Origin of the sequence: Glutamicibacter sp. BW80 (assembly GCF_002332385.1) — a bacterium.
GTDB lineage: Bacteria > Actinomycetota > Actinomycetes > Actinomycetales > Micrococcaceae > Glutamicibacter.
Genome location: NZ_NRGV01000032.1, coordinates 46479 through 67244, shown reverse-complemented (window position 1 = coordinate 67244; position 20766 = coordinate 46479). Strand labels below are relative to the sequence as shown.

Annotated in this window: 19 protein-coding genes; 6 read left to right on the top strand and 13 right to left on the bottom strand. The window is 62.4% G+C overall.

Annotated features, from left to right (window positions below; translation table 11 throughout):
• Positions 1-41 precede the first annotated feature (41 nt).
• Together CIK76_RS10535 and CIK76_RS10530 are read right to left on the bottom strand one after the other, a co-directional pair.
• On the bottom strand, positions 42-1061 hold the full coding sequence (locus CIK76_RS10535) for an SMP-30/gluconolactonase/LRE family protein (RefSeq protein ID WP_096286179.1): 1020 nt from the start codon (positions 1059-1061) through the stop codon (positions 42-44).
• On the bottom strand, positions 1058-2878 hold the full coding sequence (locus CIK76_RS10530; RefSeq protein ID WP_255248435.1) for an NAD(P)/FAD-dependent oxidoreductase: 1821 nt from the start codon (positions 2876-2878) through the stop codon (positions 1058-1060). The genes CIK76_RS10535 and CIK76_RS10530 overlap by 4 nt, the downstream gene beginning before the upstream one ends.
• 305 nt (positions 2879-3183) lie before the next feature.
• Here CIK76_RS10530 and CIK76_RS19400 point away from each other — a divergent pair, with 305 nt between their 5' ends.
• Positions 3184-3657 (top strand): MarR family transcriptional regulator, encoded by a 474-nt coding sequence (locus tag CIK76_RS19400; RefSeq protein WP_176484168.1) that lies wholly within the window; start codon positions 3184-3186, stop codon positions 3655-3657.
• Between the two features lie 6 nt (positions 3658-3663).
• Here CIK76_RS19400 and CIK76_RS10520 read toward each other — a convergent pair whose 3' ends face one another.
• Together CIK76_RS10520 and CIK76_RS10515 are read right to left on the bottom strand one after the other, a co-directional pair.
• Positions 3664-5196, bottom strand: coding sequence for an FAD-dependent oxidoreductase (locus tag CIK76_RS10520; RefSeq protein WP_096286331.1), 1533 nt, complete (start codon positions 5194-5196; stop codon positions 3664-3666).
• Positions 5197-5484: 288 nt separating this feature from the next.
• Complete coding sequence (locus tag CIK76_RS10515; protein WP_096286175.1) at positions 5485-6462, bottom strand: EamA family transporter; 978 nt, start codon at positions 6460-6462, stop codon at positions 5485-5487.
• A gap of 146 nt (positions 6463-6608) precedes the next feature.
• Here CIK76_RS10515 and CIK76_RS10510 point away from each other — a divergent pair, with 146 nt between their 5' ends.
• On the top strand, positions 6609-7151 hold the full coding sequence (locus tag CIK76_RS10510; RefSeq protein WP_096286173.1) for a CGNR zinc finger domain-containing protein: 543 nt from the start codon (positions 6609-6611) through the stop codon (positions 7149-7151).
• Positions 7152-7240: 89 nt separating this feature from the next.
• On the top strand, positions 7241-7567 hold the full coding sequence (locus CIK76_RS10505) for a hypothetical protein (protein WP_105552695.1): 327 nt from the start codon (positions 7241-7243) through the stop codon (positions 7565-7567).
• A gap of 9 nt (positions 7568-7576) precedes the next feature.
• On the opposite strand, the gene rraA is transcribed toward CIK76_RS10505, so the two are convergent.
• The 6 genes from rraA to CIK76_RS10475 all read right to left on the bottom strand — a co-directional run bounded on the left by rraA (position 7577) and on the right by CIK76_RS10475 (position 13273).
• Positions 7577-8053, bottom strand: coding sequence for a ribonuclease E activity regulator RraA (gene rraA / locus CIK76_RS10500; protein ID WP_096286169.1), 477 nt, complete (start codon positions 8051-8053; stop codon positions 7577-7579).
• Positions 8054-8115: 62 nt separating this feature from the next.
• A complete protein-coding gene (locus CIK76_RS10495; RefSeq protein ID WP_096286167.1) occupies positions 8116-9513 on the bottom strand; it encodes an amino acid permease in 1398 nt (465 codons plus the stop codon).
• A 195-nt stretch (positions 9514-9708) separates the two neighbouring features.
• On the bottom strand, positions 9709-10005 hold the full coding sequence (locus CIK76_RS10490; protein WP_255248434.1) for a hypothetical protein: 297 nt from the start codon (positions 10003-10005) through the stop codon (positions 9709-9711).
• Positions 10006-10046: 41 nt separating this feature from the next.
• A complete protein-coding gene (locus tag CIK76_RS10485; protein WP_096286165.1) occupies positions 10047-10622 on the bottom strand; it encodes a DUF308 domain-containing protein in 576 nt (191 codons plus the stop codon).
• 76 nt (positions 10623-10698) lie between these two features.
• Positions 10699-11919: an alpha-hydroxy acid oxidase gene (locus tag CIK76_RS10480; RefSeq protein WP_255248433.1), complete on the bottom strand. Its 1221-nt coding sequence runs from the start codon at positions 11917-11919 to the stop codon at positions 10699-10701.
• A gap of 40 nt (positions 11920-11959) precedes the next feature.
• The gene (locus CIK76_RS10475; protein WP_096286163.1) at positions 11960-13273 is read right to left on the bottom strand and encodes an MFS transporter; all 1314 of its coding nucleotides are present in this window, start codon (positions 13271-13273) and stop codon (positions 11960-11962) included.
• Between the two features lie 173 nt (positions 13274-13446).
• On the opposite strand from CIK76_RS10475, the gene CIK76_RS10470 reads away from it, so the two are divergent.
• On the top strand, positions 13447-14106 hold the full coding sequence (locus CIK76_RS10470; RefSeq protein WP_096286161.1) for a GntR family transcriptional regulator: 660 nt from the start codon (positions 13447-13449) through the stop codon (positions 14104-14106).
• 16 nt (positions 14107-14122) lie between these two features.
• Here the strand turns inward: CIK76_RS10470 and CIK76_RS10465 are convergent, their stop codons facing one another.
• A complete protein-coding gene (locus CIK76_RS10465) occupies positions 14123-15463 on the bottom strand; it encodes an MATE family efflux transporter (protein ID WP_096286159.1) in 1341 nt (446 codons plus the stop codon).
• A gap of 131 nt (positions 15464-15594) precedes the next feature.
• On the opposite strand from CIK76_RS10465, the gene chrA reads away from it, so the two are divergent.
• Together chrA and CIK76_RS10455 are read left to right on the top strand one after the other, a co-directional pair.
• Positions 15595-16818, top strand: coding sequence for a chromate efflux transporter (gene chrA / locus CIK76_RS10460; protein ID WP_096286157.1), 1224 nt, complete (start codon positions 15595-15597; stop codon positions 16816-16818).
• A 67-nt stretch (positions 16819-16885) separates the two neighbouring features.
• Entirely contained in the window at positions 16886-17710 is an 825-nt protein-coding gene (locus CIK76_RS10455; protein ID WP_096286155.1) for a hydrolase, read from the top strand.
• 1 nt (position 17711) lies between these two features.
• Here the strand turns inward: CIK76_RS10455 and CIK76_RS10450 are convergent, their stop codons facing one another.
• Both CIK76_RS10450 and CIK76_RS10445 read right to left on the bottom strand, forming a co-directional pair.
• A complete protein-coding gene (locus CIK76_RS10450) occupies positions 17712-19034 on the bottom strand; it encodes a YjiH family protein (RefSeq protein WP_096286153.1) in 1323 nt (440 codons plus the stop codon).
• A gap of 209 nt (positions 19035-19243) precedes the next feature.
• Positions 19244-20689 (bottom strand): APC family permease, encoded by a 1446-nt coding sequence (locus tag CIK76_RS10445; RefSeq protein WP_096286151.1) that lies wholly within the window; start codon positions 20687-20689, stop codon positions 19244-19246.
• Between the last annotated feature and the right edge of the window lie 77 nt (positions 20690-20766).

Below are 20766 nucleotides of genomic sequence, written 5' to 3'. Positions count from 1 at the left end.
GGGTGCGGTGCCGATCTATTTTTTACTCCGAGACCGCGTCGCTAGCCGCCGTTGGTTTGTCGGATGCCCTCAGCCAAGGATTCAAAGGTGTAAATGAATCCGCCCGCTGCGCCGCTGACGGTGATGAACCCTTCGGTAGTTCCGGGCTTGATGGCAATATTCGTCGCCGAGTCCAGTCCCTGCGCAGCTTCTGGCATTTTCACCTGCGCGAGCAGTTGCCCCTTGGGACTGTACACATCAACTCGCGTGTCATGCTCGAACATCTGATAGACGTTGCCCGCCGCGTCCACCGCATTGGAATCCACTTGCGCTTCTCCCCCATCGACGTAGACCGCCGGGTGGATGGCGGCCGCTTGCGTGCCCTGCGCGTTGAGCTTTAGCAGGTCGATTCGGTTCGCGGCATACTGGCTGAGCCACAGCGCGGTGAAATCCTCGTTGAAGGAAATCCCGTTGGTGGATGGCAGATCCTCGGCCACCACCGAGCCCTTGGCACTGTCGGCATCGATTCGGATGATGCGACCGGCCTGGGCCGCTTCTAGCGGAACGCCCGGGAATGCGGTGAAGTCGCTGACAAAGAGATCACCGTCCTCGTTGAACGCGATGTCATCCGGGCTCACCCGCCTGCCATCTACTTGCCCTGCAAAGAAGGTTTCGGCCTCCGAGCCATCGGCATTCATGCTGATGATTCTTCCGCCGGCGATGTCGCTCAGGTACAGCTTTCCATCCTTCGGGGAAAACTGCGCCGACGAATAGGCTCCGGAATCATCCGTATAGAGGCTGGAGACTTCCTTGCTCGTCACATCCACCTTCAGCAGTTTCGGCTCGCCCGGTCCCGAGACGACGTCCACCAAATAGAGGTGGCCGTCAGCGCCGAAGGTTGGGCCTTCGAGCAATGCCATACCCGTCGCTTCGTGGACTTCGCTGACTTGCGTGAATTCCTCTGCCACTAGCTGCGTTGCTGCGGAGGAAGTGGCGGTGCCACCGGCGGCACAGCCGCTGAGCAGCAACAGGGATGCGGTTAAGAGTCCGCCGGTTTGGAGCAAACGGCCGCGGGCGCTCATGCGTTCACCTCTATGTGACGGGCGATGTAGGCTTCCAGTTCATTCTCGCGCCATTGCTTCAGCAGCTTCGCGAACGCTACCGGGCCAGGGCCAAAGGAGTTCAGGTTCGGACGCGCCTTGCCTTCGTTGTTGTAGTAGCCGGGGGTGCATTCCAACTGGAATTTGCTGTTGTCGATCGCCGAGCCATGAATGGTGCGGGTCCATTCCTCTTGCTCCTCGACCGAGGGCTCAATGATGGACACTCCTGCGCTGCGTCCGGCCTGTATTATCGCCGAGAGATGCTCCGCCTGCTCCTGCAAGATATGCACGAAGTTCACCGAATTCGCATTTTGCAAGGCGCCGAGGTGGAACAGGTTCGGGTATCCATGGGATTGGAACCCATGAAGGGTCTTGGGGCCCTGGGCCCAAGCATGCAGCAATGGCAATCCGCCCCGGCCGTACACTGGCATGGTTCCGGAAAGGACACCGGATACTCCGACGTCGAAGCCGGTGGCGAAGATGACGCAGTCGACCTCGTACTCGGTGTCGCCGACAACGATTGCGCTTTCCGTCATGCGGGTCACTCCGCCGTATTCGGCGGTATCCACCAGGGTGACGTTCTTCCGGTTGAAGCTCTGCAAATAGGTGTCCGAGAAGCCCGGGCGCTTGCACATGTAGCGGTACCAGGGCTTGAGCTTCTCCGCGGCCTGCGGATCTTCCACGATCTCATCCACGCGGGAACGGATTTGATTCAGCTTGGCGAAGTCCAGCAATTCTTCGGCGCGCTCGCGCTCTTCGGCGCTGAGCGACTCGTCGATTTTGCCGGTAATCATGGCACGTTGCAGCTGCGGAACGGTGGTCCAGCCGTCTTGGATCAGGTCCTCGTCGAAGTCCTCACCGGAGATGATATCCAGGAAGTTGTCTTGGCGCTTTTTCTGCCAGCCCGGTTCCAGCGACGCGGCCCAGTGCGGGTCTGTGTCGCGGTTGGCGCGGATATCCACGGTTGATGGCGTGCGCTGGAAGACGAAGGTGTGCTTGGCGTTTTCCGCCACGTGCGGGATGGCTTGCAGCCCGGTGGCACCGGTACCGATCACCGCAACGCGCTTGTCGCCGAGTCCGGTCAACCCGCCGTTGGCATCCCCTGCGGTGTAGTCGTAATCCCAGCGGCTGGTGTGGAAGGTGTGGCCCTTGAAGTTTTCAATACCTTCAATGCCCGGAAGTTTCGGCTGAGTCAACGTACCGGAGGAGGTGATCACGAATTTTGCGCGCATCTTGTCATTGCGGTCGGTTTCGATGATCCATTCCGAGCACTCCTCATCCCAAGTCAGCGAGGTGACTCGGGTATGGAAGGCGGTATCGGCATAGAGGTCAAACTTCTTGGCGATGGCTACCGCATGCTGGCGGATCTCTTCGCCTGGTGCGTAGCGCCGGGTGGGCATGTAGCCGACCTCTTCGAGCAGAGGCATGTAGACATAGGACTCGATATCGCAGTGGATTCCTGGATAGCGGTTCCAGTACCAGGTTCCGCCGAAATCTCCTGCTTCATCGAGCATGCGGATCGATTCAACGCCGGCTTTGCGCAGGTTGGCTCCGGTGAGCAGGCCGCCAAATCCGCCACCGATGACCAGAGCTTCAACACGATCGGCCAACGGTGCGCGTGCGGCAAACGGCGTGTAAGGATCCTTGGCGTAGTAGCCGAATTCTCCGGCAGCTTTTCGGTACTGGGCCGCGCCGTCTTCGCGGAGGCGGCGCCGGCGTTCTTGCGCATACTTGGCGCGGAGCGCTTCGACGTCGATTTCGGATTCGTTGATTTGGGGAGCGGATGGAACTTGACCCACGGGGCGGTCCTCGTCTTCCTGAACAGATTTGGGAACTAGGCGGAAGGACCTGCGCCAGAAATGCATCAGGGAAAGATGTGCCGGTGCGGGATCCCCATCATCCGCGCCTGCATGGTTCTCGGTTGCTCTCTGTCGATCCTTCCACCAAAAAGCTTAGCCTGACCCTAAGTAATTATTCAAAACAGCATTCTCGCTGGTTGATCGGCTATTCTGCGCGCTATATTCAACGGATCGGAGGGCAAATGGCCACCGCCGAGCAACCATCAGAGATCAAGGTTTCTTTCCAACCGCACTACGATAAGAGCATGCCCAGCGAAACGAATGACGCCAGCGAGCACCGGCGCCTAATCCACGAACTGCGCTCACTGACCGAAGACATCTCCACGGTGTCGCTTCCCGCCTCGGTGATCCCGCTGCTGGAACTGGACCTCACCGCACAGCAGGTGAAGGTCCTCACGATACTGGTCACCACCCTTGAGGGCGGGACGGTGCAATCGCTGTCAAGGCTTTTCAACGTCAGCATGGCCTCCATGTCGGGCATGCTGGACCGTTTGGTCACGCACGGTGTCGCCGAACGCACCGTCGATCCCAAGGACCAGCGCATTCGGCGGATCAAGGCAACCAGTCTTGGCCGCGAGGTCATCGGCGAACTCGTGGCGAATCGCCCAGAGCTCGCCGATGAAATCCTCTACCGCATATCGGCCGATGAGCTGCGCTCGCTGACCATCGGATTAGCCGCAATCGCCCGCGAATTACGCGCCCAGCAGCAGCCCCGCTAGAACGCTTTAGCGCGGCTCAAGCCCCAGATCCTCCAGGAGGAACTGCGCTCCGAGCTCGCCGATCAGAATCGCCGGCGCGTTGGTGTTGCCGGTGGTGATTGTCGGCATGATCGACGCATCGATCACCCGCAATCCGCTCAGCCCGTTGAGCTTGAGTCGCGGGTCGAGCACGGCCTGGTCGTCGCTGCCCATCCGGCAGGTACCCACCTGATGATGGTAGGTGACCACGTTTTCGCGAATATACGCTTCCAGCTCCGCATCGCTTTGCACCTTGGGACCCGGATAGACCTCGACGGCACCCCAGTCCTCCGCGAGCGCCGGCTGCTTCACAATTTCCCGGCACTGCTTGATGGAGAACAAGAAGGACTCCATATCCTGCGGATCGTCCAGGGCATTCAAATCGATGACTACCGGGTCTTCGAGATTCGGTCCGCTCAGCGTTACCGCGCCTCGGCTGGCCGGCGTGACAATCCCGGAATGCAGGGTCAGCGCGGTTCCGTCGATCGCGTCCATCCCCGGCGAGTACATGGGAACCGAGAAGAAAATCGGCTGGGTGTCCGGCATTTCCAGTTCCGCCCGCGATCTGGCGAACAGATGGCTCTGCGACACCGAGACCCCGGTTCGTGGCGGGTCAATATCCCGGGTAGTGGTTTGGGCGATGACCGGTGCGAGCAGGTGGTCGTGGAGGTTCTTTCCCACCTGCGGAGATTCCAGCACCGGTTTCACGCCTACCTGTTCAAGTTCTTCGCCTGGGCCGATGCCCGAACGCAGCAGGATCTGCGGAGAGCCGAGCGCCCCGGCGCTCAGCACCACCTCATCTGCCAGAAGCTCTTTGAACTGGCCATCTTGCTGGTATCGAATGCCAACGGCAGCACCGTCCTGGACTATTACCGAGTGCACCTCGGCGTTGGTGATGATTTCCAGCTGCTCGCGCACCGGCAACAGGTAAGCCTTCCAGGTATTGATGCGTTCCCCGTCAACGATATTGACCTGCTCTTTGGAGACACCTTCGAGACTTTCGCCGTTGTAGTCAGGATTGAATTCGACCCCGGTCTGCACGGCAGCGTCGATAATCGAGAGCTGGATCGGATCCAGTTCATAGTCGTTGTCCACCGGAACCAATCCCTCGGAGCCATGGAATTCGCCAGCGCCGCCGGAGAAGCTTTCAATGGACTTGTAGATGGGCAGAACATTGCGCCAAGACCAGTGTTCCCCGCAGTCTTCGGCCCAGCCGTCGAAGTCCTGCGGCGCGCAGCGCACCCAGATGGTCGCGTTGAGCGCGTGGGATCCGCCCAGCACCTTGCCGCGCGGCAGGTGCATTGGCTTATTTGCGGCGCCTTGCATAGGAGCCGTGTGGTAATCCCAGTCATCTGGGCTATGCCACAGTTCACCCATGCGGGACAGGTCATGAATCGCAGGGTTGGTGTCTTCTCCCCCGGCTTCGAACAAGGTCACCTTGGCGCCGGCGTCCACTAACCGACGAGCGACCACGGATCCTGCAGAACCTGCTCCAACCACGACGACGGATTTATTGTCCATGAGCTCTCCTATATCAATGCGCAGGACCGATCCTCGGTGACCGCGATCACGCATACGCGCTACTTTCTTCCAGTCTGCGTCGCGGGCCTGCCAGGTTCTTGTCATCGCGTGCACTGACCTTGTCTTTGCGTGCGAAGCGTGAGCCGTAGAGTCATTCGGTGAGGTCCAGTTATGGCACCGGACGGGTGAATCCGCGAGGCAGCAGCGCACGCACACTTTTCCTTGGCGTGCGATTCCCCGAGGATCTTCCATGGTGTAAATCCGAGTCCAAGAAGCGGACGGTCAGCCTCAGCGGCGGATTCGTGCGGAGCGCAACTCGTCGATGCGCACCAGCACCACGCCCAGCACGATCAGCAGTCCGCCGAAAAGCTGGATCGTTCCGGGCAGCTCGGAGAGCAAGAGCCACGCCCAGAGCACCGCGAAGAGCACTTCGGTCAAGGAAATGAAGGAAGCTACCTTGGAGCCCAGCGCACGGGCGGCCATCACTCCGGTGGTGTAGGAGAGCACCGTGGCTATCAAGATCAATCCCAGCAGGGCAACCCACCACGGAACCTGCATCCCGGCGAAGGAACCACTGCCGAATTCGGCACGCATTGGCAGAATGCCGAATAAGCCCACCAGTGCCAGCGAAAGCGCACCGACGAGCATGCCCCCGGCCGACAGGATAATCGGCGGCAATGCACCGTCAACGCGGGCGCTGACAAAGAAATACACGGTCAAGCCGACCGCAGCCCCAAGCCCCCACAAAATTCCAATCGGATCCAGCGAAGAGGCTCCGTTCAGGTCCAGCACCGCAACCAAACCGGCGAGAGCGAGCATGGTGCCGCCAATGGTCGCGGCCGAGGGGCGCTTCTTATGGCGCATCCAGAGCACCAGCACAATCAACACCGGCGCCAAGTATTCAAGGAGCAGTGCCACACCCACATCGAGTCGTTCCACCGCCAGAAAATAGCACAGCTGGCAGGCGCCGACCCCGAAGAACCCGAACAGCAGGATCGAAACCCAGTTGGTGCGCAGCAAGGTCCAGCGTCCGCGCATCGCCAGAAGCGCAGGGACCGCGAGCACCAAGGCGGCGCCGGCCATGCGCACCGCCACCGCGGCCGCCGGGGTCCAGCCGGCCTCGAACAGCCCTTTGGCGAATGAGCCGGACAGGCCGAATGCGGCCGAGGAAGCCAACGCGATCCAGATTCCTGCCAGCTGTCCGTGAGCGCGCGGCGAGCTCAGCGTCGACGCCGTGGAAACTGGTGGCTTTTGGGGCTGTGACATGAGCGGGTAGGCCTTTGCTGCGAATGCTCCTGAACGACATGCGGTACAGGAACACGCAGCTGATTCAGGAGCAAAAGATTATATGATCATGACAATACGGATCCGCTTGAACTCGCGTCAATCCACGAACATCCCGGGAATGATTTATGACCTTTGCGCCAGATATTGAAGCGTCGCTGCACACCATCGTGAACCTGCTGAACACCGAGGTCTCGTTCGTCGATTTGCTTTCCACGGTGCCGGATTTGGATCAGTTCCTGCGCACCGAGAACTTCAGCGGTCCCCATGCCCAGGACCAGTCCGAGCTGCGTTCCATCCGCCAGCTGCGTGCCCAGCTCAAAGGCATCTGGACCACCGATGAGGATGACGCGGTGTTCAAAGTCAATCAGATACTGCGCAACGTCAACGCCCAGCCGCAACTCATCAAAAGCGAAAAATGGGGTTACCACCTGCACGCGACCACCACCAGGGCCCCGCTCTACGACCGCATGGCGGTGGACGCAGCCATGGCCTTGGCCGAGGTGATCCGCTCCGGCGGGCGCAAGCGCTTGCGCATCTGCGCCTCCACCGACTGCGGCGCCGCCCTGCTTGACCTGTCTCGCAACCGCTCGAAATTGTATTGCGACACCGGCAACTGCGCCAACCGTGAGCATGTTCGCGCATACCGGGCACGAAAAGCGAAAGACTGACGCCTAAATAAGTCGCGTTATCCATCGCTTCGACCCTAAGATGATTGGATAACAGGAGCATCCTGTCGTTGCAGTCGAAAGGCCAGATCATGACCGGTGAAGCACACGCATCCGAAGAATATGAGGCACGCCTTGAAGCCAGCGCGGATTCCCCGCTGAAGGCAGCCGGCCGGTGGGCCGCAGCTATCGCCTCCGCAACGCTCGGCGATGCGGAATTTGAAGCGCGCGGAGCCGAGGTAGTCGTTCATTCCTTGAAAAATGATGCAATTCTGCTGCGCATGCAAACCTCCAACCTTGAAGAAGCCGAACGCTTGATCGTTCAGATTCGCAAGGATCTGGAGGAGTTGAGCACCGCTGAGTTCGTTGAAGAGTGGGGCCAAGGAAATACGGGAGGCGGAAAGCACCTCTCGGAATAGGGCCGGCGCCTAGCGCTCGACCAGCACACCGTCCGCGTCGGCGTACACCATGGCGCCGGGGCGGATGGTGACCGCGTCAATTTCGAGGTTCAGATCGCTGAATCCGCCGCCGCGTTTCACGGTTTTGCGTGGGTTGCTCCCCAACGCCTTGATGCCAAGGTCCATCTTTGCCAGCTCAACGCGGTCGCGCACCGCGCCGTTGATGATGACTCCGGCCCAGCCGTTATCCACCGCCGCCTGGGCGATCATGTCTCCCATAAGTGCGAAGCGCAGCGACCCGCCGCCGTCTACGACCAGCACCTGGCCTTCGCCGGGGGTATTCAACGTGGATTTGATCAGCACATTGTCTTCAAAGCACTTGATCGTTTTTGCAGGGCCCGAAAAGCTTTCGCGGGCGCCGAACGACTGGAACTGCAGTGAAATCGACTGGATCTGCTCTTCAAATTCGTCGTAGAGATCCGCGGTGCTGATCGCTTCTTGCTGCATGGTTGCTCCTGGTCGATGAGGGCTAGAATCTGGTACAACTCACAGCCTAACTCGCCGCAGAATTATTTCGACTTCAGTGTCTCGCGATATGAATCGGTGTGCAGCGCCCCCAAGCGGGAATGCTTGCGGCCGTAGCTGAGGTACACGATAAAACCGACGATCATCCAAATGCCAAAAACCGCCCAGGTGTTCGTGCCGAGATTGAACATCAGGAACAAGCACGCGGCGATTCCGAGGATCGGGGTCACCGGGTAGAACGGCACCTTGAAGGTACGTGGCGCGTCCGGCTGGGTCCGCCGCAGGAAGATGACCGCGACCCCTACCAACGCGAACGCGAAGAGGGTTCCGATGCTCGTGGCTTCGGCCAGCTCGCCCAACGGGATCAGCGAGGCGGTAATTGCCACCGCGCTGCCGACGATGAGCGTACCGATCACCGGGGTGTGGGTCCTCGGGGACACCTTGGCGAAGGCCTTCGGTACCAGTCCGTCGCGCCCCATGGTCAGCAGGATGCGAGTCTGCCCGTACAGCGTGGTCAGCACCACCGAGATGATCGCGATCACCGAGGCCAGGGCGAAGAGCAGCACCAGCCAGCGTTGCCCGGTCACCTCGGAAACGATCATCACCAGTGCTGCTTGGGCACCTTCAAACCACTGCCAGTTGCGTGCGCCTACCGCGGCCACCGCCACCAATACGTACACGGTGGTCACCAGAACCATGGAGATGATGATTGAGCGCGGCATATCGCGTTGCGGGTTCTTTGCCTCTTCGCCTGCGGTGGATGCGGCGTCAAAGCCGATGTAGGAGAAGAACACCATCGAGGCGGCGGCGCTCACTCCGGCTGCGCCCATAGGCAATAGCGGAGCGAAGTTCCCCGCGTCGAAGGCGGTGAACGCGACGATGGAGAAGAACACCAGGATCGCGATCTTGACTATCACCATGGCGGTGTTGGCCAGGGCCGATTCGCGGGCGCCCCGCGCCAAGAGCAGGGTGGCCAGGACCACCGTGATCAGTGCAGGCAGGTTGATGACGCCGCCGTCTACCGGACCGCTGGCCAGCGAAGCTGGCAGCTGCATGCCGAAGATCTCCAGCGTCTGGTTCACATAGGAACCAGCGCCCACGGCCACGGCGGCCGCGGATACCGCGTACTCAAGGATCAGGCACCAACCGCAGATCCATGCCACCCCTTCGCCCATGGTGGCGTAGGAATAGGAATAGCTGGAACCGGAGACCGGGACCATGCCGGCCATTTCCGCATAGGACACCGCCGAAAGCAGCGCGGTCACGCCTGCGAGCACGAACGCGATCCAGATGGCCGGACCGGCAACGGGTACCGAATCGCCAAGGATCACCAGGATGCCGGTTCCCAGCGTGGCGCCGACGGAGATCATGGTCAGCTGCAGCACCCCGAAGCTGCGCTTGAGCTGCCCGAGACCGGCGTTATTTGCGGCCTCGGTTGTCATGGAGTGGATTGATTTACGTCGAATCAGCTGCTCGCCCAGTGGGGTGCGGCTACTTCTCGACGTCTGCTTCGTGTTGTTCACGTGTCAATCCTTGAAAATGGCGTTCTTTTTCGGTGCGGTGCGCTGACCGCCAAGCTAACGACAACGCGCTGGGTCCGCCTTCACGGCGGGCCCAGCGCGTTGTCGACGCGATGTTTAGTCTTCGAACTTTTTCTTCGGGTCGGCCGAGGACCGGTTCACACCGGTGCCCTTACCCAGCTCAGAATCGTTTTCCTTGCCTGCCATGGTGAGCACCGAGATGATCAGCAAACTGGCGACAAAGGCCACCCCGAAGCAGACCAGCCCGATGTCAAAACGAATCGGGTTTTGCGAGCCTCCGGTCGAGGAGATCATGCCGACCACTCCGGCAACGACAGCCAGCAACAGCGAGAAGCTCAGCGGGCCTTTAATTGAATGGCTCCACGGTTGCTTCTTCTGCGAGTTGTTTCCCACCAGGAACTCCGTTTCTACTTTTCCTGTTGACCTAAAAAGTATTAGTTGTTTTCGGTTTCAGTCGCCGCCGCCTTGGCGTCATGGCGATGGCCGAACGCGGCGATCAGTTCAAAGACCGCGAAAATTATGGTGCCGCCACCGATCAGGCCGAACATGCCGTGAGCATCCAGCGACGTGCCGAAGAGCAGGGCAATGGCCAGGATCATCGAAACCGCGGCGGTGACCAGCTGGTTGCGGAACGGCGGGAACTGCGCGCGCATTTTGACAAAGACGTAAAGCTCAACCGCACCGGTGACGAAGAATGCGAAGGCCGCGAGATACGCCACCCACATGGGGGTGGTGGCGAACAGGCAGGCAATTCCTGCCAGCAGCATGAGCCCGGCACCTAGCGCGTAGGCCCCTCGGGACTTCTCCGGAGCGGTCGGCACGGTGACGTACTGCCACATGAAAACACCGGTCACCACCAGCAGCGCGCCGGTCGCGTAGGACAGCACGGTCTGATCCGCGTTGATCCAGAATATCGAGATGAGCGAGTAGACCAGGGCGCCGAGTCCGCGCAGGAATACCGGGCGGAAGACGTCTTGGGCTTGGGCTGGGGTGGTTTTTGGTGCTGGCACACCCCCATTCTACCGGCGATAGAACAAAGAATCAGCCGAGTCAAAGCTAAGTCACATTTACCGGTGCGCCGGAGAGCTAGCCGCGACGGCGGATCAGGCTCTCATTGAGCTCGGCAATCGTTGCCGCGCCCATCAATTGCATGGCAACTTCTGCTTCCTTGGCCAGCAATTCGATGGCGCGGCTCACCCCTTCTTCCCCGCCGGCCATCAGCCCGTAGAGATATGCGCGGCCGATCAGTACGAAGTCCGCCCCGGCGCATAGGGCCACAACGATATCCGCACCGGACATGATGCCCGAGTCCATGATGATCTCCATGCCCTCTCCGACCTCGGCACGGACTTCGCTCAACGCTTCGAAGGCGATCGGCGCCCGGTCCAGCTGGCGTCCCCCGTGGTTTGAGACCACCAGCCCGTCGGCGCCTGCGGCCTTGGCCTTCGCCGCATCTTCCGCGGTGAGCACGCCCTTGACGAAAAGTTTCCCCTTCCACAATTCGCGGATCCATTTAAGATCTTCGAAGTCCAGCGAAGGGTCGAACATGGAGTTGATGATGCTGGGCAGATCCGCGGAAGAATCCGAGAGGGAAGCGAATTTCAGCGAATCGGTAGTCAGGAAGTTGAACCACCACTCCGGGCGGTAGGAAGCATCGAGGACGGTCTTCAAGGTCAGCTCCGGCGGAATCTTCATGCCGTTGCGGGTATCCCGGTGGCGTTGGCCCGCCACGGGAGTGTCAACGGTGACCAGGAGGGTGTCGAAACCCGCCGTCTGGGCCCGGTTGACCAGGGCCGCGGACTTTTCGCGGTCCTTCCACAGGTACAGCTGGAACCACTTGCGCCCCTCGGGTGCGGCCTGGGCGACCTCCTCGATGGAGCGGGTGCCCATGGTGGAGAGACTGAAGGGAATGCCCGCCCGCGCGGCGGCACGGGAGCCGCCGATTTCTCCTTCGGACTGCATGAACCGGGTGAACCCGGTGGGCGCAATGCCGAAGGGCAGCGCGGATGGCGCTCCGGCGATCCGCGTGGACAGGTCCGCTGCTGCGGTTCCGTGCAGGATGCGCGGCAGCAGTTCGACCGAGTCGAAGACCTTGCGGGCGCGGGTTGCGGTAATTTCATTTCCGGCGGCGCCGTCCACGTAGTCGAAGGCCGCGGTGGGGGTGCGCCGTTTGGCAATGCGGCGCAGGTCCCACAGGTCCGCCGCCTGGGCCAGCCGCGCGGCCCGGCGATCGGTGGATGGCAGTTTGAACTTCATCAGATTGACCAGTTCGCCGAAATCCGGGAATTGACGCTTGAGGTTACCCAAAATTGATCCTTTGCTTCTCGTGCAATTGAATAGCGGTTATCTAGTAGCGGATTCGGCTCTTCGCTTGGGCTCCGAGGTAGATGGCGATCGCCGAGCTCAGGCAGCATAAGGCGAGGAATCCTGCCGGCAGGCTGACCGAGCCGTTGCCGAGCTCCAAAAGCGCGGCGGCGATCAGTGGCGAGAGTCCCGCCACGATGGCGCCATTCATTTCGCGGGCAATCGCGATGCCGCTGAAGCGCACTGATACCGGGAACAGTTCGGTCAGGAAGGCTCCCTGCGCCCCGGAAGTGCAGGGAATGACCATCCCGTAGCCCAAGGCGATGGCCAGGAAGCCGAAGATGAATTGGTCGGTGGCCAGCATCCAGAAGATCGGGAAGGCCAGCAGCAGCCCGGCGATGTTTCCGGCCGCGAGGATGCGGGCCGCGCCGTACCGGTCAGCTAGCCAGCCGCCCACCGGGGTGAGCACTACCGAGACGAGCGAGCCGAGAGTCACCGCAAGCAGTGCCTGGCTGCGCGCCATGCCGGAGCCAACCATCAGGCTGATGGAGAACACCGCCAGGATGTAGTTCGTGGCGTTATGCCCGGTAATTGCGAAGAAGCCCAGCAAAACCCGGCGCCAGTGGGATTCGAAGACCTCACGCAGCGGCAATTTAGTTGCTCCTGCCAGCTGCTGGGCTTTGCTCATGGCCTGCGTGTACTCGGGAGTTTCTTCCAACTTGTTGCGGATGTAGAGGGCCACCAGGAAGAGCAAGGCGGAAACGAGGAACGGAATACGCCAGGCCCAGCTGAGCAGCGCTTCGTCCCCGAGCAGGGAAACCGAGAAGAAGCAGATGGTCGCCAAGGCGATGCCCAGCGGCGGGGTGGAGAGAATCAGCGAGGTGTACAGGCCGCGTTTTTTCGGCTCGACATATTCGGCCACGAGGGTCATTGCTCCGGTGAGTTCCGCACCGGCGCCGAAGCCCTGAATCAGTCGGAAGAGCACAAGCAGGCCGATGGACCATGCGCCCCAGGTTTGCGCGGTGGGCAGCAAACCTATGCCGACCGTGGCGATGCCCATCAGTATGACCGAGAGCAGCATTGCCGGGCGGCGCCCGAATCTATCCCCGAGATGCCCAATGACCGCCCCGCCCACCGGGCGGGCCACGAATCCCACGGCAAAGGTCGCGAAGGCGGCGATGGAGGCCGCCGAGCTTCCGGCTCCGGAGAAGAACAGCGGGCCGATCACCACGCTGGCCGCCGCCCCATAGAGCGCGTAGTCGTACCACTCAATGGCGGTGCCGATCAGGGAGGCCGAAATAGCCCGGCGGCGCTGCACGCGGAGCGGGTCGGAACCCAGTGTCGTTGTCTTTTCCATCGGTTCGTTCTCCTCCGCACGGATGCGAAAAGTCCTTGTTGGCTCGTGGCAAGCCAACGTAAGATACCTGAAATATATTTCAGCCAAGACTAGACTGTTCCATGATTCCGGGAAAGTCCCGCGCCAAAAGTTACGCGCGATTCCTAAGGGTATAAGCAGAGAAATGAGGATCCATGGCTAGTTCACTCTCCGAGCGGCTCACGCTGGAGCTGCGCGAACGGATCGCTACCGGCCTGCTCGCCCCGGGCACCATGGTGATCGAACCGGCGCTGGCCGAGGAGTTCCAGGTGTCCAAAACTCCCGTCCGTGAATCCCTGCGCCAGCTGACCAGCGAAGGCCTGCTGCAGCTACTGCCGAAAAAGGGCTATCTGGTACGGGCGATCAGCATGGAGGACATCCATGAAGTCCTGGAACTGCGCATCCTGCTCGAACCGCGGGCGGCGCGGAATGTCGCGCGCTTCCATTCGGCGCAAACCCTCGCCGTGCTGCGCGGGCACCTCGCCGAACAGGAGCACCTGGCCGAGGCGGATCCCATTGCCTCGATGCTCGCCGCCCGCCGCTTCCACGAGGGCCTCTCGGCGGCCAATCGCAATTCGCGGATCACCGCCACGTTGACCAAGTGTTTCGCCGAGACAGCCAGGGCGCACTACGTACTGCCGGGCATGCAGCCCTATATGTCCCAGTCCGCCGAGCTCGCCGAGCACCGAGCCATTTTGGCGGCCATCGGCGCGGCAGATGCACAAGCTGCGGAGAACGCGATGCGCACGCATCTGCAGTCCATCCACCGGGCCATGCTCGGACAGCATCAAGACCCGGACTCGCTATGGGGCTAGCCGGTCGCTGTGGCCCTCATTGCCCTAGGCGCATCCACGCATCACCGCGGGCGCGCAGCCCCAGGGTGATGGCACGCGCCAGCATGTAGCCGATGGCGAAGGCCACCCAGATCCACAAGATCGCCGCCTGCGGGCCAATCGCGAAGTGCTGCACCGCCCACAGCATGGGCAGATAGGCGAGCAGGTTGATGGTTCCGGCAATGCCCAGGTACTTCGCATCCCCGGCGCCGATCAGCACGCCGTCCAGGACAAATACCAATCCGCACAGGGGCTGGGAGAGCGCCAAGATCCACAACCCGATGGTGGTCAGCTGGTGGACCTCGGTGTCCGGAGTGAACATCATCGGGAACACCCATGAGGTGGCCAGCAGCAATAGTCCGGTGCATATTCCAAAGTAAATCCCCCACCGGCTCATGATCCCGGTGAGCTGGCGAACCTGGGATGCGCCTCCTGCGCCGAGCTCCTTGCCAATGAGTGCTTGGGCGGCAATGGCCAGTGCGTCCAGGGCAAAGGCAAGGAAGGAGAAGATGGTGAAGACCAGCTGGTGAGCGGCCAGCGTCAGCTCTCCTGCGTTAGTTGCCACCACCACCGTCAGCAGCAATGCCACGCGCATGGTCAGGTTTCGCAGCATCAGCCAGGAACCCACCTGGCCGGTGGAAATGAATCCCGCCCAGCTTGGACGCAGGTGGATCTCGGCGGCCCGGATGCGCGGCACGAGCATCCACAAATACACCAGCGCCATCAGCCACTGCGCGATCGAGGTGCCCAAGGCGGCACCGGCCACGGACATGTGCAGCCCGTAGACCAAGGCGAAATTCAGTACGATATTCAGCCCGAATCCCGCGGTAGCGACCACCAGCGGCGTTTTGGTGTCTTGCATTCCGCGCAGCACGCCGGTTGCCGCGAGGACCAGCAGCATGGCGGTGAGACCGGGCATCGAATACAGAATGTAGTCCACCGCAAACTCGAGGGTCTGGCCTTCGCCGCCCAGCAGCCGCACCAGCGGTTCGGCACAGATGAAGCCCGCCACCGATAAGACGATGCCCAGAACCACCGCAAACCACATGCCGTCGCGTCCGGCCGCCATGGCGCGCGCCTGCTGCCCTGCGCCGAGAGCGCGAGCGACCGCCGGGGTGGTGGCGTAGGCCAGGAAGATCATCAGGCCCACCGCGGTATGCAGCACTGTGGTGCCCAGGGCCGCGCCAGCCAGCTCCGAAACACCGAGGTGTCCCACGATGGCCGAATCCGCCATCAGGAATAGCGGCTCGGCGATCAACGCCCCCAAGGCGGGAATGGCCAGCACAAGGATCTGCTTGGCTAGCGAGGGGGATGCTGTCCGGGACTTATCTGCGTTCACGAGTCCTACTCTACGAACTGATCGGCGCTCACGGCGATTCCCCCGTCTGCGCACCAAGGGTTCACCCCTGGTTTACCTGTGCGTTGCGGGGCAACTAGGCGCCCGCATTCCCGAGCTGAAATACTTCTGCTATGACTTCTTCCCCGAGTGCGGCTCCCGCCGGCCCGCCCCCTGCAGCGCCGGTCCGCGAGGTCTTCGCCGCTTTCCTCAAGCTGGGGCTCACTTCCTTCGGCGGCCCCACCGCGCACCTGGGCTTCTTCCGCGAAGAGTTCGTGGTCAAAAGAAAATGGTTGAGCGAAAGCGCCTACGCGGACCTCGTGGCGCTCTGCCAGTTCCTGCCCGGCCCGGCTTCGAGCCAGGTCGGCATGGCACTGGGCTTGCAGCGCTCGGGCACCTGGGGACTGCTCGCCGCGTGGGCCGCGTTCACCCTGCCCTCGGCGATCCTGCTGGTGCTATTCGCCCTGGCGGCCAATAGCCTGGATTCGCTGATCGGGGACGGATGGATCACCGGGCTCAAGGCGGCGACCGTCGCGGTGGTGGCGCACGCGGTGCTGGGGATGGCCAAGACGCTGGCTCCGGACGCACCGCGCGCAACGCTGGCGGTGGCAGCGATGGGAGTCGTGCTGCTGTTCCCTTCCCCTTTCATCCAGGTCGCGGTGATCCTCGCCGCGGGGCTGCTCGGCCTGCTCTGGCTGCGGAACGGGGCCGAAGATTCGCAGCACAGCGATTTCAGCTTCGCCCGCCACTCGCGGCGCAGCGCGGTCATCTGCCTAGCCGTCTTTGCCCTGCTGCTGATCGGCTTGCCGGTGGCCGCCGCGGTTTTCGACCACCCGGCGCTGCAGCTGACCGAGATCTTCTACAGCACCGGCGCGCTAGTCTTCGGCGGGGGCCACGTGGTGCTGCCCATGCTCGAAACCCAAACGGTGGGCGCCGGGCTCGTGGAGCATGACGCATTCCTCGCCGGCTACGCAGCAGCCCAAGCCGTGCCGGGACCGCTTTTCACCTTCGCCGCGTATCTGGGAATGGTCTTCCAAACAGGACCGAGCGGGGTACTCGGAGCGGGCATCGCCTTGTTTGCGATCTTCCTGCCCTCGGCCCTGCTGGTCGCCGGCGCACTCCCGTTCTGGCAGCGCCTGCGCAGCTCGCGCACGGCCCGGCGGGCCTTGTCCGGGATCAACGCCGCGGTGGTGGGGCTGCTGGCCGCCGCGCTCTACTCCCCGGTGTTCTTGCAGGGCGCTTCCACCGTGCCCACGCTGGTGCTCGCGGCGGCCGGATTCCTGGCCCTGCACTCCTGGAGAATCCCGCCGTGGATGCTGGTGATTTCCAGCGCCGTGATCGGTTGGGCTCTGCTCTGACCCTGTGCAGCAACGGCTAAGCCGGTTAGGCTGGGACACCCCTGCGCCCTGGACCGGAAGTAGAACTATGGAACTGATCGATTGGCAGTGCGCCGCCTGCGCCGTTGAATTCGAGCCGGCGGCTGAGCCGCCGGATTTCTGCCCCATTTGCGTCGACGAACGCCAGTACGTACCGGATGGAATCCAACGCTGGACTCACCGCGCCGAGCTCTTGGCAGCCGGGCATCAGATCCAAATCCATGATCTGGAACCCGGGCTGACCTCGTTCAGTTCCCCGGATATCGGCATCGGGCAAAGCGCCCTGCTCGTGCAAACCGAGAACGGAAACCTGCTCTTCGAGGTGCCGGGGCTGCTCGACCAGCGGACCTTCGAAGCGATCGGCGAGCGCGGCGGCGTGCAGGGGATCGTGGCCAGCCACCCGCACATGTATGGCGTGCAGACCGCTTACAGCAGCGCCTTCGGAAACGCGCCCATCTACATCGCGGCTCCCGACCAGAACTGGGTCCAACGCGCTAGCCCGAATGCGAAGGTCTGGTCCGAGCCCTTCGAACCGATTCCCGGGATCCGGCTCGAGCAGATCGGCGGGCACTTCCCCGGGAGCACCGTGGCCCTGTGGGCCGCGGGAGCCGCGGGCCTCGGGGTGCTGCTGGCCGGGGACGGGGTCTTTCCGGTGGCGGATGGAAATGTCACCTTCCTGCGCAGCTATCCCAACCGGATCCCGCTCTCCGGGCCGGTGGTGCGCCGCATCGCCACCCAGCTGGCCGCTCTGGAATTCGAACGGCTCTACAACAACTTCGCCAGCGTCGTGCCCGCGCGGGCCGGGGAGATCGTCGCGTTCTCCGCCGCACGCTACGCTGCCTGGGCCAGCGGCAGCAACGATTCGATGACCTGAGCTACAGCAGCAGGCGCACCAGCGGGGTGGCGATCAAGATGGTCAGCGCGACGCGGATGAACCAGATGATAACCATGTCGCGCAGGCGCAGCGGAATACTGGTGGCCAGCAGGCAGGGAACCAGCGCGGAGAAGAAGATGATCGCCGAGACGCAGACGATCGCGACCACCATGCGCAGCTCGATGGACTCCTGCCCGGCGGCCAGCGTGGCGGGCAGGAACATCTCCGCGATCCCCGTCGCCGAGGCCTTGCCGACCAGCAGCGGATCCTCCAGGCCGACCACCCAGGCGAAAGGCGCAAACAGGTAGCCCAGCCAGTCGAAAATCGGGGTGTAGCGGGCCAGCAGCAGCCCGGCGAGCCCGACGGAGAGAATCGAGGGCAGGATGGCCATGGCCATCTTCAGCCCGTCCCAGATGTTCTCGCGCATATTCTTGCCAAAGCTCGGGGCACGGCCCACCGCGGCGAGCGCTTCCTTCCACGCGGTGGCCGCGCGCCGCCCGGAGATCTTCTGCTCCGCCAGGTACTCGACGCCCAGGTAGGTCTCATCCTTGATTCTGCTCAGCGGCGGAATGCGCACGGTGATCGCGGTGACGGTGAAGGTGACCGCCAGGGCGAGCCAGAAGTACAGGCTCCAGTGCTCCATCAGGTCCAGCGCCTTGGCCACGATGATCATGAAGCTGGCGGAAACCGTGGAGAAGCCGGTGGCGATAATGGCGGCCTCGCGCCCGGTATAGCGTCCGCCGCGGTACATCCGGTCGGTAATCAGCAATCCCAGCGAGTAGCTGCCCACGAAGGAGGCAACCGCGTCCACCGCGGAGCGTCCCGGGGTGCGCCACAGCGGGCGCATCACCGGCTGGCAGAAGATCCCGAGGAATTCCATCAGTCCGTAGCCCACCAGTAGCGCCAAGAAGATCGCGCCGATGGGAACGATGAGCCCCACGGGGATGACCAGCTTATTGAGCAGGAACGGGCCCATGCTCTCCTCGGTCAGCCACCCCGGTCCCCCGCCGAAGATCAGCACCGCGCCCACCGCGAGTCCCACCACGTTGGCGAAGGCAAAAACCATGCGCAGCTTCGAGGCCTTCCACCCGCCGTTGCTGAAGGGCAGGATGGTTCCCGCCAGCAGCAGCGCCAGGATGTAGTACGGCACCGCGGGCCCCAGCGAATTGCGGATGAAGGTCACCAGATGGTCAAGGGGAATCGTGCTCGTGCCGTTGAGCGTAATCGGCACAAAGAACATGATGATGCCGATGAGGCTGAAGACGATGAACTTGGTGACGTGGGAGAACCGCGCGGGTTGCGTAGTCACTGATTCGGATGCCATGGCAGACCTGTTTCTCGTTGGCTGGAGGGAAGCACACCGCTGCCTCGGGTCAAGTATCAATAACACCCGATCCAGCTTCGAAAATGTGACCCGCAGCTCACCAATTGTCCGAGACCCCAGACTTTGCAGGCAGAACCGGAGACCGCAGAGAAATGGCTCAGGGCGCACCCCTCTGGGTGCGCCCTGAGCCATTCAAATTGTGAAGATCTCTAGCGCTTGCGCGCCGCAACCCGTGCCAGGATCTCCTCTTCGGCCTGCGGACCCGGTTTGATGCCGCCGGGAACCTTGACGAAGAACACCGCGCCCAGCACCCACCAGGCACCGAAGATCAGCCACGGTTCCCAGCTCAGTGAGGCGGGCATGCCCGGCATGTAGAGCATGAACAAGGCCGCGGTCAGCAGCACCGAGGCGTAGCCGATGATTTCGCCGCCGCGCCCCTTGCCCGCCACGCGCAGCGGGCGATCCATCTTCGGCTCGCGGCGGCGCAGGATCAGGAAGGTCACCGAGACCAGGAAGTAGGCGACGATGATACTCGGGGCACCGGAATCCACCAGCCAGCCGAGCATCTCGGCTCCGAAGAACGGCGCGAGCAAGGAGATGCCGCCAATGAACATCAGCGCATTGGCCGGAGTCTGGTACTTCGGGTGCAGCTTGCCGAACCAGGCTGGAAGCATGCCGCCGCGCGCCATCGAGTAGACCAGCCGCGAGGCGCCCAGGAGCAATGAGTTCCACGAGGTCAGGATTCCGGCAAGACCACCAGCGATCAGCACCTTGGCCATGATCTCCGAATTGAATAGCGCGCCGAAGGCATCTGCAGTGGCAATGTCCGCGCCTGCCAGCTGATCCGCAGGCATGGCCGAGGCGGTGGTCAACACGACCATCACGTACCACAAAGTCGCCAGCACCACGGAGATCACCACCAGCTTGCCGATCTGCTTGGCCGGGATCTTCACCTCTTCGGCCGACTGCGGGATCACGTCGAAGCCGATGAAGAGGAACGGCACGGCAACCAGCACCGCGAAGAAGCCGCTCATGCCCGGGGTGAAGAACGGCTCCATATTCTCCGCCGAACCGTTGGTGGCCGAACCGAAGATCATCAGCACGCCGATGGCCAGCAGGAAGAGCACGATGAAGGTCTGCACGATGCCGGCCTGCTTCACGCCACGGATATTAATCCAGGTGACGAGCACGCCGGCGGCCACACCCACCAGCGCCCAGGTGAGGTTCACTTCGAACCCCGCCACGGTCCACAGCGGGATCTGGCTCATGCCGGGGAAAATGTATTCCACGGTCCGCGGGAAGGCGACCGCTTCGAAGGCCACGATGGTCACGTACCCGCCGATGATCCCCCACGAGCCAATGAACGAGGTGCGCGCGCCCAAGGCGCGGAGTATGAAGTTGTGCTCTCCACCGGCCTTGGGCATGGCCGCGGTGAGTTCGGCGTAGGTCAGGCCCACGATGGCCATGATGGCGCCACCGGCGAGCATCGCGCAGATGGCGCCCATGGTGCCGGCGTTATCAAGCCAGCCTCCGGTGAGCACTACCCACCCGAAACCAATCATGGCGCCAAAGCCCAGGGCCAGCGCGTCCCAGTTGCCTAAGGTCTTCGCCAGGGTGGTTGGCGATGCCGAGGAGTCGGCGGTATGTCTGCTCATGTTGCACTTCCGTGTTGATGGAACGAAGTAAGGATCGTTAGCCATTGTCCGGCCCATCACAGGCGCGCATTCCACAG